The sequence below is a fragment of the Aureimonas sp. SA4125 genome (genome assembly GCF_019973775.1).
Lineage (GTDB): Bacteria > Pseudomonadota > Alphaproteobacteria > Rhizobiales > Rhizobiaceae > Plantimonas.
Window position 1 is genome coordinate 3,025,585 of the sequence record NZ_AP025032.1, and the last position, 13,512, is coordinate 3,039,096.

At 65.1% G+C, this 13,512-nt stretch carries 13 protein-coding genes; 9 read left to right on the plus strand and 4 right to left on the minus strand.

The features are described 5' to 3' along the window. Positions 1-65: 65 nt before the first annotated feature. The 6 genes from Sa4125_RS14240 (at position 66) to Sa4125_RS14265 (ending at position 6,457) form a co-directional block, all read left to right on the plus strand. The gene (locus tag Sa4125_RS14240; RefSeq protein WP_223998774.1) at positions 66-1,034 is read left to right on the plus strand and encodes a DMT family transporter; all 969 of its coding nucleotides are present in this window, start codon (positions 66-68) and stop codon (positions 1,032-1,034) included. 351 nt (positions 1,035-1,385) lie between these two features. Next, a complete protein-coding gene (locus Sa4125_RS14245) occupies positions 1,386-2,186 on the plus strand; it encodes an ABC transporter substrate-binding protein (protein WP_223998776.1) in 801 nt (266 codons plus the stop codon). Between the two features lie 147 nt (positions 2,187-2,333). Continuing rightward, a complete protein-coding gene (locus tag Sa4125_RS14250) occupies positions 2,334-3,044 on the plus strand; it encodes an ABC transporter permease (RefSeq protein ID WP_223998778.1) in 711 nt (236 codons plus the stop codon). Beyond that, complete coding sequence (locus tag Sa4125_RS14255) at positions 3,041-3,838, plus strand: ABC transporter permease (protein ID WP_223998779.1); 798 nt, start codon at positions 3,041-3,043, stop codon at positions 3,836-3,838. The genes Sa4125_RS14250 and Sa4125_RS14255 overlap by 4 nt, the downstream gene beginning before the upstream one ends. Before the next feature lie 142 nt (positions 3,839-3,980). Beyond that, positions 3,981-4,850, plus strand: a complete 870-nt coding sequence (locus Sa4125_RS14260) for an NAD(P)-dependent oxidoreductase (RefSeq protein WP_223998782.1) — start codon at positions 3,981-3,983, stop codon at positions 4,848-4,850. A gap of 224 nt (positions 4,851-5,074) precedes the next feature. Further along, complete coding sequence (locus Sa4125_RS14265) at positions 5,075-6,457, plus strand: IS5 family transposase (protein ID WP_223998784.1); 1,383 nt, start codon at positions 5,075-5,077, stop codon at positions 6,455-6,457. A gap of 215 nt (positions 6,458-6,672) precedes the next feature. Here Sa4125_RS14265 and Sa4125_RS14270 read toward each other — a convergent pair whose 3' ends face one another. Further along, complete coding sequence (locus Sa4125_RS14270; RefSeq protein ID WP_223998786.1) at positions 6,673-7,158, minus strand: Lrp/AsnC family transcriptional regulator; 486 nt, start codon at positions 7,156-7,158, stop codon at positions 6,673-6,675. Between the two features lie 99 nt (positions 7,159-7,257). Further along, positions 7,258-7,869, minus strand: coding sequence for a glutathione S-transferase (locus Sa4125_RS14275; protein ID WP_223998788.1), 612 nt, complete (start codon positions 7,867-7,869; stop codon positions 7,258-7,260). Positions 7,870-8,012: 143 nt separating this feature from the next. On the opposite strand from Sa4125_RS14275, the gene Sa4125_RS14280 reads away from it, so the two are divergent. From Sa4125_RS14280 to Sa4125_RS14290, 3 genes are all read left to right on the plus strand, one after another. Next, complete coding sequence (locus Sa4125_RS14280; RefSeq protein WP_223998790.1) at positions 8,013-9,518, plus strand: ATP-binding protein; 1,506 nt, start codon at positions 8,013-8,015, stop codon at positions 9,516-9,518. 80 nt (positions 9,519-9,598) lie between these two features. Further along, positions 9,599-9,811 (plus strand): DUF1289 domain-containing protein, encoded by a 213-nt coding sequence (locus Sa4125_RS14285; RefSeq protein ID WP_223998792.1) that lies wholly within the window; start codon positions 9,599-9,601, stop codon positions 9,809-9,811. A 4-nt stretch (positions 9,812-9,815) separates the two neighbouring features. Continuing rightward, on the plus strand, positions 9,816-10,523 hold the full coding sequence (locus tag Sa4125_RS14290; protein WP_223998794.1) for a TIGR02281 family clan AA aspartic protease: 708 nt from the start codon (positions 9,816-9,818) through the stop codon (positions 10,521-10,523). Between the two features lie 12 nt (positions 10,524-10,535). Here the strand turns inward: Sa4125_RS14290 and dusA are convergent, their stop codons facing one another. Together dusA and Sa4125_RS14300 are read right to left on the minus strand one after the other, a co-directional pair. Next, positions 10,536-11,597: a tRNA dihydrouridine(20/20a) synthase DusA gene (dusA, locus tag Sa4125_RS14295; protein WP_223998796.1), complete on the minus strand. Its 1,062-nt coding sequence runs from the start codon at positions 11,595-11,597 to the stop codon at positions 10,536-10,538. Between the two features lie 263 nt (positions 11,598-11,860). Further along, positions 11,861-13,105 carry a porin gene (locus Sa4125_RS14300; RefSeq protein ID WP_223998798.1) on the minus strand — a complete coding sequence of 415 codons (1,245 nt, stop codon included), beginning with the start codon at positions 13,103-13,105 and terminating at the stop codon, positions 11,861-11,863. Positions 13,106-13,512: the final 407 nt, after the last annotated feature.

A 13,512-nucleotide genomic window follows, 5' to 3' on the forward strand; every position in this document is an offset into this window, starting at 1 on the left:
ATGGTCGCGCTCTTGGGGCGCAGGGAGTAGAGGATGGTCGCCTCTCTCGCTGTCCTGGAATCCGCATGCCCTCCCTTCCCTCCCCGCCGATGTCGGCCAATCTGCGCGCCGGTCTCTGCATGCTGGCCGCCATGGCGGCCTTCGTCGTCAACGACAGCCTCGTCAAGCTCGCCTCCAGCGACATGGGCGTCGCGCAGATCATGGCCGTACGCGGCGTGATGGCGACGGCGATTCTGACCGGACTCGCCGTCTGGCAGGGTGCGCTTTGCCCGCTCGGCACCATGCTGCGGCCCATGCTGCTCTTGCGCACCCTCGCCGACATCCTGGCGACGCTGACCTATATCTCCGCCCTCCGCTCCCTTCCTCTCGCCAACACGACGGCGATCTTCCAGGCATTGCCGCTCGCGGTGACGCTGGGTGCCGCCCTGTTCTTCGGCGAACGCGTCGGCTGGCGGCGATGGACGGCGATCCTGGTCGGCTTTCTCGGCGTGATGATCATCGTGCGTCCGGGCCTGGAGGGCTTTACCGTCGCCTCGATCTACGTCCTTCTGTCCGTCGTTTGCGCCGCGACGCGCGATCTTGCGACGCGGCGTCTGCCGAAGGGCATCCCGTCGCTCTACATCTCGATGACGACCGCGCTCGCCGTCTCGATCACGGGCTGGGCGCTCCTGCCCTTCGACGCATGGCGCCCGATGGCGGCGCCGCAGTTCCTCACGCTGGGCGGCGCAGCGGTCCTCATCACGATCGGCTATTTCTTCATCGTCGAAGCCATGCGCGGCGGCGACATCAGCTTCGTCGCGCCGTTCCGCTATTCCGTCCTCGTCTTCGCGCTCCTGATCGGCATCGTCGGCTTCGGCGAACGGCCGGACGGCTTCGTCGTCCTTGGATCGCTGATCATCGTCGGCAGCGGCGTCTACACGCTCTACCGCGAGCGGGTTCGCGGCGGCAGCCTCCCGGCGACGACATCCCTGCCGGCAGAGGCTGGAGCGATGCCGCTCGTCGCGAGCACCAGCGACAAGGTGGAGCCGAGATGACGAGGCATGCGCCTGCCGCGCTTGACCCCGGCGAGCGCGCCCGGGATCTGCCGACCGGCGGCTGCGCGCCGGCGGCCTCGCCGGCAGCCAAGGCTGGCCGGGAACCTTGAGTTGCTCGGTATATGTCGGCGAAGCATCCTGAAAACGGGGCAAGCTGGTGGCCCCGCGGCCGGGCGACACGCGTGCCAAACCAGCGCGCTGCGCGGACTTTTTTCGCGACAGGTTGAAAACCAAACGAAGCGTGATCTCGCCTGTTGCGCTCCCCGCGAAAACAGTGGGAGTATCGCCTGCATAAGAGGCATGCCCAATGCAGAGGCTGGGCGTGGTTCGCACTCACTTTCGGAGAACTCCATGCGTTTTGCCCGTACCGTCACCCTCGCCGTCGCGGCCCTCGCCATGGCGGGCAGCTTCGCGCCCGCCCGTGCCGACGATTCGGCCAAGGACTGGTCGACGATCAAGATCGGCACGGAGGGTGCCTATCCCCCGTTCAACTTCCTGACCGCCAGCGGTGAGCTGACCGGCTTCGACCTCGACATTGCCAAGGCCCTTTGCGACAACATGAAGGTCACCTGCACCTTCGTCGCGCAGGATTGGGACGGCATGATCCCGGCGTTGCAGAACAACAAGTTCGACGCCATCATCGCCTCGATGTCGATCACGCCCGAGCGCCAGCAGCAGATCGACTTCACCAACAAGTACTACAATACGCCGCCGGCGATCGCTGTCCCGAAGGACAGCGCGATCACCGAGACGACGAAGGAAGCTCTCGCCGGCAAGACCATCGGAGCGCAGGGCTCCACGACCCATTCCCAGGCGGCCGAGGTCCTGTTCCCCGACAGCGAGATCAAGGTCTATCCGACCTCCGAGGAATACAAGCTGGACATCGGCAATGGCCGGCTCGACGCCGTGATGGACGACGTCGTCGTGCTGTCGCAGTGGATCGACAGCCCGGATGGCGCCTGCTGCAAGGTTCTCGGCACGCTGCCGGCCGATCCCAAGATCTACGGCGTCGGCGCCGGCATCGGCCTGCGCAAGGGTGACGAGAAGCTGAAGAAGATGTTCGACGACGCGATCGTCGCCATCCGCAAGGACGGCACCTACAAGACGATCCAGGACAAGTACTTCAAGTTCGACGTCTACGGCGCCGAGTAAGGTCGCAGGCGCGGCGGCACTGTTGCCGCGCCGTTTCGCTCGGGTCCCGGGCCGCGTATGCACTCCCGCACGTCGCAGGTCCGGTCCTCAGGCGCCGGCCCGGACCATCCGGTTGTAAAGATCGAAACATGACACTGCGGGGCGTGCATGGAGAGTAACTGGGCGCTGATCGGCTTTGGGCCGAACGGTTGGGGCGACGACATTCTGGCCGGCGTGCTCGTGACGGTGTCGCTGGCACTGGCGACCCTGCCGCTCGGCATCGCGTCCGGCTTTCTCCTTGCCCTTGGCAAGATGTCCGAGGACAAGGCGCTGCGCCTGTCCGCCAACATCTACACCACGATCTTTCGCGGCCTGCCCGAGCTTCTGACGCTGTTCCTCGTCTATTTCGGCGGCCAGAGCGCAATCAATGCCCTGACCGGCGCGGTCGGCCTGCCCGAGCTCACCGTCTCCTCCTTTCTCGCCGGGATGATCGCGCTCGGGCTCGTCTTCTCGGCCTTTGCCAGCGAGGTCTTTCTCGCCGCCTTTCGCGCCATCCCCCACGGACAGACCGAGGGCGCCATGGCGCTCGGCCTGTCGCGCTGGCGGATCATGCTCCTCGTCCTCATTCCGCAATTGATCCGGATCGCGTTGCCGGGCCTTGCCAACCTCTGGATGAACCTCCTGAAGGACACCGCGCTCGTCTCCGTCGTCGGTCTTGCCGACACGCTGCGCCAGGCGGGCATCGCTTCGCGCGTGACCCGCGAGCCCTTCCTGTTCTTCGGCGTCGCCTGCGCGATCTTCCTGGTGCTGACCATGCTGTCGTCGATCGTCATCGGCCGGATCGACACCTGGACACGGCGCAGCGGGGTCTCCCGATGAGCCTGGCGCCACCGCCGGTCGTCCGGCGCCCCTACGGCAAGGCCGGCGTCATCACGCTCGGCCTTTGGCTCCTCACCGGCCTCGGTCTCGTCTACTATCTCGTCTCCGCCTACAATCCCGAGCTGATCGCCCGCTACTTCCCGCTCTACCTGAAGGGGCTGTGGACGACGATCTCGCTCGTCCTCATCTCCTTCGTCATCGGCGCCCTGATCTCGATTCCGATCGCGCTCGGCCGGCGATCGCAAAGCCGGATCGCGCGGGGCCTCTCCTTCGTCTTCGTCTATTTTTTCCGCGGCACGCCGCTGATCGCCCAGATCTTTCTCGTCTATTACGGATTTGGCCAGTTCCGCGGCGCCTTCGAGAGCATCGGGCTCTGGTGGTTCTTTCGCGAGGCCTGGTACTGCGCCATCTTCGCGCTCTCCCTGAACACGGCGGCCTATCAGGCGGAGATCCTGCGCGGGGCGATCGAGAGCGTCGGCCGCGGCCAGTGGGAGGGAGCGCGCGCCCTCGGGCTGCCCCGCCTCGTCATTTTCTGGAAGATCGTCCTGCCGCAGGCGATGATCGTGGCGCTCCGGCCCTATGCCAACGAGATCATCCTGATGATCAAGGCCTCGGCGATCGTCGCCATCATCACGGTCTACGACCTCTTCGGCGAGACCCGAAGAGCCTATTCCCGGACCTTCGACTTCCAGACCTATATCTGGGCCGCCATGTTCTACCTCGCTATCGTCGAAGTCCTGCGCAATCTGACCGCCATCGCCGAGAAGCGGTTGATCCGCCATCTCAAGCGGTAGCAACCGGGCTCGCCCGGATCCGGAGCGACGCGGGCCACCAGCGCGACGACAGGATTTTTCGCTTTGTGCACCGGCGTCATTCGTCTAACCCCTGACAGGGCAAGAGGCGCGGAAAGCGTCTGGGACAGGGAGACGGCAGGCAATGGCAAAGGTCGCATTCATCGGACTGGGCGTGATGGGCTATCCCATGGCGGGACATCTCAAGACGAAAGGCGGCCATGACGTCACCGTCTTCAACCGGACAAATACCAAGGCCGAGAAATGGGCCGCAGAGTTCGGCGGGACGGCGGCTGCTACCCCGCGGGCGGCGGCGGAAGGCGCGGATTTCGTCTTCTGCTGCGTCGGCAATGACGACGACGTGCGCTCCGTCCTCCTCGGCGAGGACGGCGCGATGGCCGGCATGGCCCCCGGCGCGACGCTGATCGACAACACCACCGCATCGGCAGAGCTCGCCCGCGAATTGGACGCTGCCGCGCGCGAGAAAGGTCTGAAGTTCCTCGACGCGCCCGTTTCGGGCGGACAGGCGGGCGCCGAGAACGGCGCGCTGACCGTCATGGTCGGCGGCGATCAGGCCGATTTCGACGCGGCCCAGCCGGTCATCGCCGCCTATGCCAAGATGGTCGGGCTGATGGGTCCCGCGGGCTCCGGCCAGCTCACCAAGATGATGAACCAGATCTGCATCGCCGGCCTCGTCCAGGGTCTCTCCGAAGCCATCGCCTTCGGCCAGAAGGCCGGCCTCGACATCGAGAAGGTGGTGGGCGTCATCTCCAAGGGTGCCGCGGGTTCCTGGCAGATGGAGAACCGCCACAAGACGATGGCAGCGGGACAATACGATTTCGGTTTTGCGGTCGAGTGGATGCGCAAGGATCTCGGCATCTGCCTCTCAGAAGCCCGTCGCAACGGCGCGGCACTGCCGGCGACCGCGCTGATCGACCAGTTCTATGCCGAGGTCGAGAGCATGGGCGGCAAGCGCTGGGACACGTCCTCGCTCCTGGCGCGCCTGCAGCGCTGAAGCTTGGCTCACCTGCGGTAGCAGGCAGTTGAATCACCAAGTGAGGAGGATGATTCGTCGCCCGTGAAGTATCCCTAACCCGTTGATCTTCGAGTATTTCTTGATTTCGGGAAGATCTCGTTTTTGCCAGTTTCTGTCTCTGTGGAGCGCGGAAACTTGCAAATTGCGCGCGGCGTGAAGGCGTGATTCCATGGCTTTGGAGCAACTGGAAACGGAGCCAGGGGATGCGGCCGAGGGAGCGTCGGGACAGCGGTCAGAGCGATCTTTTCCGAGCCCGGCTCGACCAGATCGTCGACATGAGGCACCCGCTGGCCAGGCTCGGCCGGGTGATCGACTGGCGGTTTCTGGAGGAGCGCTTCGGCACGGTCTATTCGGATGGGCCGGGCCAGCCGCCTCTGCCGACGCGGCTGATGGCGGGCCTGGCGATCCTGAAGTCGATGCACGATCTCTCCGACGAGGCGCTGTGCGATCGCTGGGTGGAGAACCCTTACTTCCAGCTCTTCTGCGGCGAGGAATTCTTCCGCCACGCGCTGCCCTTCGACCGCTCGTCGATGACGCGCTGGCGCCAGCGGATGGGCGAGGAGAGGCTGAACGCCCTGGTGCAGGAGAGCCTCGCCACGGCGTTGCGCACCGGCGCTGCCAAGCCCGCGGACTTCACCAAGGCGGTGGTCGACACGACGGTGCAGCCCAAAGCCGTGGCGCATCCGACCGATGCCAGGCTGATGCACCGCGCCCGCGAGCGCCTGGTGCGGCTGGCCAAGACGCTGGGGCTCGATCTGCGCCAGTCCTACGCCCGGCTCGGCAAGATCGCCTTGATCCGGCAGCAGCGCTATGCCCATGCCAAGCAGTTCAAGCGGGCTGGCAAGGCGTTGCGGACCTTGCGGACCTATCTCGGCCGCGTCATCCGCGACATCGTGCGCAAGGCCAAGGGCGACGCCGAGCTCGAGGCGGCCACCGCGCAGGAACTCATGCTCGCTCGGCGGGTCCATGCCGGCAACCGGAACCTCAACCGCGTCAGGGGCATGCCGAGGGATGCCGACCTCAGGGTGTTCAGCCTGCATGCGCCCGAGGTCGAATGCATCGGCAAGGGCAAAGCCCACCGGCCTTACGAGTTCGGCGTCAAGGTCTCGGTCGCCACCACGCTCACGCGCTCCAAGGGCGGCCAGTTCGTCACCCACGTCGCGGCCCTGCCGGGCAAGCCCTATGACGGGCATACGCTGGCCGCGGTCATCCCCGCCATCGAGGCGCAGATCGGCGCGACGCTGACGCGGATCATCGCCGACGCCGGCTACAAGGGCCACAACGCCCCGCAGAGCCACCGCTTCAAGGTCTACACCGCGGGCCAGAAGCGCGGCATGACCGACCAGATCCGCCGCGAGATGCGCCGCCGCTCGGCCGTCGAGCCCGTCATCGGCCATCTGAAAGAAGACCACCGCATGGGCCGCAACCACCTCGCCCACACAATCGGCGACGCCGCCAACGCCGTCCTCGCCGCCGTCGGCTACAACTTCAGACGGATCCTCGCCTGGCTCTCGCTTTGGCTGGCCATTCTCTGGTCAACTCTCATCGCCTCGACAGGCCAAAACCTTCAGCCCGAAACCGCCTGATGGGCGTTCTTCACGGGCGACTGATTCGTCGCGCGAATTGTCAGGCGCAAGGGATTCAGGCAACACGCGTTTCCGGCCGCTCCCTGCCTTCCCTCCTCAACGGTCGTCATCCCGGCCTTGCGCCGGGATACACGCCAGGCCCTGAAAGGCCCGAAGGCGACTGGAGCGCGGCCATCGTCGGCAACACCCCGCCCCGCCCGCGCGACAGGCAGCCGTCAAACCTCGCGCGGCTCCTTGTCGAGGATGATGTAGTCCAACGGCATTTCGGTCGTGTATTTGATCTGCTCCATCGCGAAGGACGAGGATACGTCGCGGATCTCGATGCGGGCGATCAGGCGCTTGTAGAAGGCGTCATAGGCGGCGATGTCGGGCACCACGACGCGCAGGAGATAGTCCACGTCGCCGCTCATGCGGTAGAACTCGACCACCTCGGGAAAGTCGCCGACGACTTCCGAAAAGCGCTTCAGCCACTCGTTCGAGTGCGAGTTGGTCCGGATCGAGACGAAGACGGTAACGCGCAGGTTGACCTTTGCCGGGTCGACGACGGCCACGCGCCGGCGGATCACGCCCTCCTCCTCGAGCTTCTGTATCCGCCGCCAGCAGGGCGTGGTCGACAGGCCGACGCGTTTGGCGATCTCTGCCACGGCGAGCGTCGCATCCTCCTGCAGGAGCCGCAGAATCTTCTTGTCGAGCCGGTCCATCGTGCTGCCTCGTTGCCGCGTCCGCCGTCCTTATAGCAGGTCGGCCGGCTGCGTCAGATTCATCACCAAGCTTCGGGCGCCGGTGCCGGCAACCCGCCGTCAGGCTCTGGCGCTCGGCCGCGCCGACATCTCGGCATGCCAACGCCTGACATGGACGAGGCCTTCGGGCAACGCGATCCGTGCCGGCTTCATGAAGTCGATCGCGACGAGGCCCGTGATGTCGGCGATCGAGAACGCCTCCCCGGCGACAAAGCGGTTCTCGGAGAGACGAGCATCGAGAATGCGCAGAAAGGCTTCGGCCTTCGGCTTGTTCGCTTCGCCCCAGGACGCGATCTGCGGCACCTCCCATTCGCGCATGGCGGGATGGAGATGGCGGAAGGCGGCGGCGACGCTGGCGAGGAGATTGAGTTCGAGCCTCCGGTTCCACTCCTCCACCCGTGCCCGTCCGAGCGCCCCGGTGCCGAACAGCGGCGGCTCGGGGTGACGCTCCTCGAAATATCGGCAGATGGCGACCGATTCCGTCAGAACGGACCCGTCGTCGAACTCGAGCACCGGCAGCCGCTGCAGAGGATTGCGAGCGGTGACACCGTCGCCGCGATGCTCGAATGCCGCCATGTCGACAGGCACGAGCGGAACGTCGATCCCCTTTTCGGCCAGAAAGATCCGGACGCGGCGTGGGTTTGGCGCCAGCCCGCCGTCGAAAAGCTTCATCCTGTCCTCCCACGACCTCACGGCTAAGCACTCAGTGCATCGACACGGCGCATTTTCGCGATTGCTTAAGGTATTTTTTTAAACTTTCGGAAAGATGATGGATCGGTCGAAGCGCGAAGTTGGAAGCGATCCAAACCCCCGTCATGTCCGTCGCAGCCCCCCCCAGTTACGACAAGAATATTGTCGAGCGCCGCAGGGTTCCGCGCAATGCGGATGTCTCGCGCACGCTGAGGATGGCGCGCGGGCGCTTGACCTCGGGCAGCGGCATCGAGCCGCGATTCGATCGAGAATTGCTGCTTCAGCACGCTCAGGCTCTGAAATCCTGCGCCGTCGTCATGCCGCTGCCGATCCTCTTGATCGGCTTCGGGCTGATGTCCTTTCTCGGCAACGAGATCGCGGCGCTCTGGGTCGCCATTGCGGTGGCCGGCTATGCGGTCCTCTACCTGATCACGCGAGACTTCCGGTCGCTCGGCGACCAGCCTGTCGACGCCGTGCAATGGAATCGCCGCTTTCTCGTCGGACATTTCGCCGCCGGCGCCGGGTGGGCCTATCTCGCTGCCGTCGGATGCGAGGCCTGCGGGCCGCTGCGTTTCGAGATCTTCCAGCTCGCCGTTCTGCTCATCGCCGTCGCGATGACAGCGATGGTCTCCTCGACCCTTCGTGGGGGCGTCGTCGCGGCATTCCTGCCGCTGATCGCCGTTCTCGTCTTTAAGATGGCCGACGAGGCCGAGCCGATCGCGATCGTCATGCGGGCCGTGATCATCGGTGCCGTGCCGTTCTTCACCTTCGTCGCCGAGCATCTCCGGCGAATCAGCATCGAGCGGATGCGGCATCAGGCGGAAAAGGATGAGCTGATCGCCGAGCTGGACACGGCGCGCGTCATCTCCGACGAGGCGCGCCGGCGGGCGGAAGAGGCCAATCTCGCCAAATCGCGGTTCCTTGCCACGATGAGCCACGAACTGCGCACGCCGCTCAACGCGATCCTCGGCTTTTCCGAGGTGATCGCCAAGGAAATCCTCGGACCGATCGGCAACCCGACCTACAAGGATTACGTTCAGGACATCAACGCATCGGGACAGCACCTCCTCGACCTGATCAACGAGATCCTCGACCTGTCGAGAGTCGAGGCCGGACGCTACGCCCTCGACGAGGAGGCCGTCGATCTCTCGCGCATCGCCCGCGATTGTCTGGCTTACGTGCAGTTGAAGACCGAGGCGAAGGGCATCGTGCTGCAGATCCAGTTCGAACCCGAGCTGCCGCAGCTCTGGGCCGATGAACGGTCGATCCGGCAGATCATCCTGAACCTTCTGTCCAACGCGGTGAAGTTCACGCCGCGCGGCGGCACGATCACCATCCGCGTTGGCTGGACGGCCGGCGGCGGACAATATGTGTCGATTCGAGACACCGGACCCGGCATTCCCGAGGAGGAGATCCCGATCGTCCTCTCATCCTTCGGCCAGGGCTCGATCGCCATCAAGAGCGCCGAACAGGGAACCGGGCTTGGCCTGCCGATCGTGCAGGCCCTCGTTCACCTGCACGACGGCGAATTCGTCCTGAAGTCGCGCCTGCGCGAAGGCACCGAGACCATCGCCATCTTCCCGCATGCGCGCGTGCTCGAGGTGATGCCCGCCTACCAGGACATGGTCTGAAACTTCCAAGCTCTTGTCTGGGAAACGGCGATCCTTACATTGCGCTCTCCAGCCCACCGGGCCGCCGGCGACGGAGCGACATGTCGATCGAATCCCCTTGCACGAAGATCTGCGTCATCGAGCCTGGCAGCGGGCACTGCCTCGGTTGCGGGCGCAGCGGCGAGGAGATCGGAAGCTGGATGGCCTATTCGCCGCAACAGCGGCGAAGTGTCATGGCCCTCCTGCCGGCACGGATCGCAGCCCTGTCGGGCAGAGAACCGGAGGCGCCCCCCTCCCCGGCGAAAGGGGCCTGACGGCATGCGCGACAATCGCCTCCTGCTTTTCCTCCTTGCCGCCATCGCCGTCGTCGTCGCATTCCTCGTCTTCAACGACGACGGCACGGTCGCAGGGATCGGGGAAGGTCAGTTCGCCGATGTCGCCTACCTCTCCGTGTGGGTCCTCGTCCTTGCCTCGAGCATGTTCTTCGTCTTCCGCGGCAACCTCAGCGGCGCCGTGAAGAGCCTTGCCATCTACGCCCTCGGCTTCGTCCTCCTGATCGGGCTTTACGGCTATCGCGCCGAACTGAGGGAGGTCGGTGACCGCTTCCTGGCGGAACTCATCCCCGGGCGCGCCATCGCCATTGCCGGCACCGACGGTCGCCAGTTCATGGTCATGCGCGGCGACGACGAGCATTTCCACGTCGCGGCCGAGGTCGACGGCAGGCCGGTCGAGTTCCTCGTCGACACCGGCGCCAGCGTGGTCGCGCTGGATCGCCGGGCGGCGGCCGCGATCGGCATCGACGTGGCAAGCCTTGCCTATACCAGCCGGGTGATGACCGCCAACGGCATCGCCCGATCAGCGCCCGTCGTTCTCGGCACCGTGCGAATCGGCGAGATCGAGCGCGCCAATGTCCAGGCGGTGGTGATGGACCGCGACGACGATGGCATCAGCCTGCTCGGCATGAGTTTTCTCGGTACGCTGTCGTCCTTCGATTTTCGCGGCGAGAGGCTCGTTCTCAGCGACTGATCGGCTCTGCGATCAGGCCGCTTCCCGGACCGGGACGTCCAGATCGACATGCGACAGCGCCTCGAAGAAGAGCTCCGGGCCCGCGTCCCGGCGGCTGCCGGCGTCCGACAGGGTCTGGCGCCAGCGCCGGGCTCCGGGCAAGCCGGTGAAAAGTCCGGTCATATGGCGGGCGACATGGACGAGGCGCCCGCCGGCGGCGATGTGCCGGGCCGCGTATTCCGCCATCGTCTCGACCAGCTGCCGGTAGTCAGGAGCATCCGGTTGGGCGCCATAGAAAAGCGTGTCGACGACCGAGAGCTGCCCGGGCGTCTGGTAGGCGCCCCGGCCCATCATCACGCCGTCGACCAGAGACAGTTGCTCCAACGCTTCCTCGACCGTGCGGAGACCGCCGTTGAGGCCGACGAACATGGCCGGCAGCCGCGCCTTCAGACGATGCACGCGGCCGTAATCAAGCGGCGGGATGTCGCGGTTTTCCTTCGGGCTGAGCCCTTGCAGCCAGGCCTTCCGCGCATGCACCCAGATCCCGGAGACGCCTGCCGCCACGGCGCAATCGGCGAGCGCGTCGAGCGCGGCCTCAGGATCCTGATCGTCGACGCCGATGCGGCATTTCACCGTCACCGGAACATCCGAGGCCTCGCGCATGGCCTGCAGGCACTCGCCGACGAGCAAGGGCTCGCGCATGAGACAGGCGCCGAACGCTCCCGACTGCACCCGGTCCGAGGGGCAGCCGACATTGAGGTTGATCTCGTCATAGCCATAGGCCGCCGCAAGGCGTGTCGCGCGCGCCAGCTTCTCCGGATCCGAACCGCCGAGTTGCAACGCGACCGGGTGCTCCTCGGCGTCGAAACCAAGGAGGCGCTCGCGATCCCCGTGGATCACCGCATCCGCCACCACCATCTCGGTATAGAGCAGCGCCCGGCGCGTCAGCTGGCGATGGAAGAAGCGGCAGTGTCGATCCGTCCAGTCGATCATCGGCGCGACGGCGAAGGCGACCGGGCGAGCCGGCTCCACGGCGGAAGCGCTTGTGGCCGCCGAGCGCTGGTCTCCGGTCAGGGGCTGGTTGTCTGAATGCATGGCGCTGCCGTCGATCTCCGTTGAATGTCCATACGGTCCTCGCCGGCTGGACGCAACGTTGGCGAAGCACAGGGAAGCTAAGGCTGACCGGCGTTCCCCTGCACCATGGACCGGAGTTTCCTCATACGCGCCCGTTCGGCAGTCGCCGTGTTGCCCACCGCTACCGTCACACCGGACATAACAAAAAACCCCGCCGAGAGACTCGGCGGGGTCTAGCAATTTCCCGAGGTTGCCCGGCTTACGCCGAGCCTCTCTCGAAAGATTTAGAACGTGCGGATGAACTCAACGTAACCGAAGGTCTGGTCGGCGTCGTTGATGCCTGCGTCGCTATCGATGTCGCGGTACGACACTTCGGCGCTAACCGCAAAGTTCGAGGTAACCTGGTAGCCCAGGTTAGCAGCAACGCCCCAGTACTCGCCGCCGTCAAGCCCGACGACGGTGTCGACCAGCAGGCCGCTGTCCAGCGTGTCGAGGAAGAGGTTGGAGTCGAAGAGCTCGCCGTACACACCGGAAACGATACCGGTGAACTTGCCGAACGTCTGCTGATAGGCAGCGCCCACCTGCCACTCGCTCGGGGTTGCCAGACGATTCGCGCCGCCGAGGTAACCACCTGGCTCGAGCGAAGCGTATTCGGTCGGATCGAAGGCGTAGTGACCCTCGATCTTGAACATCGAACCAGCCGCCAGCAGATCCTTGAGCTCAATGCCGGCCTTCAGAGCAAAAGCGCCGTCCGAAGCGTCGTCAAAGTTGTACTCGTCGAGGAAGTAGAACGAGTTGATGCCGACGTTGGTCGTGTAGAAGCTGCCGCTATAGGCATCTTCGTCGTAGACACCGGAGATGTAAGCACCGCCCCAGGCGCCTTCGTAGGCCAGCTGGGCAACGATGTCCGGCATGAAGTCGCCGTCGCCATCGTCTTCGAGCGAGGCCGCGGCAGTGAAGCCGTTCGCGGCATAGGTGTAGGAAATGCGGTTCACCGAGATATCGCCAACCGACCAGTCGTTGTCGGTGAAGAGACCGTCACGCTCGGCCCAGAGCGAGTCGAGCTTGCCCATGGTCAGGCCACCCAGCTGGATGTAGGCCTGGTCCATGATGTAGCCGTTGCCCTCGGTGCCGTAGCCACGGTTGTTGAAGCTCGTGTTGGTGGCCTGGACGCGGGCATAAGCGCGGAGGGTACCGAGCTCGGTCTCTTCGCGAACGTCGAAGTTCAGACGAGCGCGGACGCGGCTGTGGAAATCGTAGCCTTCGCTGCCGTCGAGGTTAGAGGCGTCGAGGAAGTCGGCGTCGTCCGAAACCTTGCCGGTCGTCTCGAGGCGCATGCGGACGTAGCCGCCGATCTTCAGGCAGGTCTCGGTGCCGGGGATGTAGAAGAAGCCCGTGCCGTAGACGTCGCAAACGCGGACGTATTCAACCGGCTCCGGCTCAACCATCACAACGGCGTCGGCAGCGCGGGCGCCGGAAACTGCGACGAGTGCCGCAGCGGATCCGAGCAGGATGCTCTTGATGTTCATGTCCTGACCTCCAGTCAAGTTGATAGGTGAGGGTTGGGCCTTGTTGTGAAGGACAAAACCTTCCCTGCCCCGTCCCCTGCGTCGAAAGTCCGAAGCAACTGCTGCGTCCTGTCGAGACAGAACATCCAACACTCGGCCCCCCGATGCAATCCGCAAACCGTGCGGCGGCAGGCTTGGGAGCATCTTGGCCACACCGCTGTTGCGGCAATGTCACAAGTCGATCGAGGGCCGGTTCGGTTAAGTTAAGATAAGGTTAACGCGGGTCAGATAAATGCACCGAATACGCCGTTGCACGGCCCTTCCCTTGGCCACCGTGGCATGACGGCCACCGATCCCGCCGAGCCACCAGCAGCGGTTCGCGGACGCGTCGCTTGGTAGTGTCCGCGCTCGTGGTGGAAATTCCGACA

Bases quoted from the DNA above. Each gene is read 5' to 3' on its own strand.
- Sa4125_RS14245 (WP_223998776.1), top strand. From the start codon at position 1,386: ATGCGTTTTGCCCGTACCGTCACCCTCGCCGTCGCGGCCCTCGCCATG.
- Sa4125_RS14255 (WP_223998779.1), top strand. From the start codon at position 3,041: ATGAGCCTGGCGCCACCGCCGGTCGTCCGGCGCCCCTACGGCAAGGCC.
- Sa4125_RS14240 (WP_223998774.1), top strand. From the start codon at position 66: ATGCCCTCCCTTCCCTCCCCGCCGATGTCGGCCAATCTGCGCGCCGGT.
- Sa4125_RS14250 (WP_223998778.1), top strand. From the start codon at position 2,334: ATGGAGAGTAACTGGGCGCTGATCGGCTTTGGGCCGAACGGTTGGGGC.
- Sa4125_RS14280 (WP_223998790.1), top strand. From the start codon at position 8,013: ATGTCCGTCGCAGCCCCCCCCAGTTACGACAAGAATATTGTCGAGCGC.
- Sa4125_RS14275 (WP_223998788.1), bottom strand. From the start codon at position 7,869: ATGAAGCTTTTCGACGGCGGGCTGGCGCCAAACCCACGCCGCGTCCGG.
- Sa4125_RS14265 (WP_223998784.1), top strand. From the start codon at position 5,075: ATGCGGCCGAGGGAGCGTCGGGACAGCGGTCAGAGCGATCTTTTCCGA.
- Sa4125_RS14300 (WP_223998798.1), bottom strand. From the start codon at position 13,105: ATGAACATCAAGAGCATCCTGCTCGGATCCGCTGCGGCACTCGTCGCA.
- Sa4125_RS14270 (WP_223998786.1), bottom strand. From the start codon at position 7,158: ATGGACCGGCTCGACAAGAAGATTCTGCGGCTCCTGCAGGAGGATGCG.
- Sa4125_RS14290 (WP_223998794.1), top strand. From the start codon at position 9,816: ATGCGCGACAATCGCCTCCTGCTTTTCCTCCTTGCCGCCATCGCCGTC.
- Sa4125_RS14260 (WP_223998782.1), top strand. From the start codon at position 3,981: ATGGCAAAGGTCGCATTCATCGGACTGGGCGTGATGGGCTATCCCATG.
- dusA (WP_223998796.1), bottom strand. From the start codon at position 11,597: ATGCATTCAGACAACCAGCCCCTGACCGGAGACCAGCGCTCGGCGGCC.
- Sa4125_RS14285 (WP_223998792.1), top strand. From the start codon at position 9,599: ATGTCGATCGAATCCCCTTGCACGAAGATCTGCGTCATCGAGCCTGGC.